A 763-nucleotide genomic window follows, 5' to 3' on the forward strand; every position below is an offset into this window, starting at 1 on the left:
GCTTCTCGGCGACAAGGCATCGTTCGAGAAGATGAGAGCGCATACGTTGCGCGTCGCTCGGATCGCGGAGCAACTCAGCGGTGGTGGTGTGGGAGTGTTCGGGGCGCCGCGCAACCGGCGGCGCGGTCCGCTCGATGAGCGGGACGCCTTCGATCTCGGGGCCGAGCGGTTCGGCCTCCTAGCGGAAACGATCGCTCCTCACGGCTTCGTGCTGGGGTTGGAGCCCGCACCAACGGAGTATGGCGGAGATTATCTCCAGACGACGGCGGATTGCGCGAAGATGGTTCGGACGGTGTCGCATCCGTCGCTGCGACTTCACATTGATACCGGATGCCTCGAGCTAGCGGGAGACGAGATCTCGAAGGTTGTCGGAGCGAACACTGACCTGATCGCGCATGTGCATTTGTCCAAACCGAACCTCGTTCCAATCAGCGACGCGGAGGAGCGCTTCTCGGAGCTGTTTCGCGTACTGGCATCGTCGGATTACCAGTCCTGGATCGCGATCGAGATGCGCGAGACGGACCGTCCCGAACAAGCGGTCCGTGAGGCCTTGGCTGTACTGACGCAGTGCCGGGCGTGACGCAAGAACGGGTCAGTTGTCGGCACCGATCGCGCATCAATCCTGCTCACTCGTAGAAGCCGAGCTGCCAACGCCCATATCCAGGGGAGGGGAAGCGGCTCGTGCCGGGCCTTGTGCCTGTTGCGGGTTACCAAGCGGGGCTATGGTACCCCCACCTGCCCCCCCACCGCATTGAACGCCGCC

1 protein-coding gene is annotated in these 763 nt (G+C 63.6%); it reads left to right on the forward strand.

Going from position 1 to position 763, the window contains the following annotated elements:
- On the forward strand, nucleotides 1–580 hold a 580-nt coding region (locus QR78_RS32180), incomplete at its 5' end, for a sugar phosphate isomerase/epimerase family protein (protein ID WP_141657955.1).
- Nucleotides 581–763: the final 183 nt, after the last annotated feature.

The organism is Methylobacterium indicum (assembly GCF_001043895.1).
GTDB classification, from domain to species: Bacteria; Pseudomonadota; Alphaproteobacteria; order Rhizobiales; family Beijerinckiaceae; genus Methylobacterium; species Methylobacterium indicum.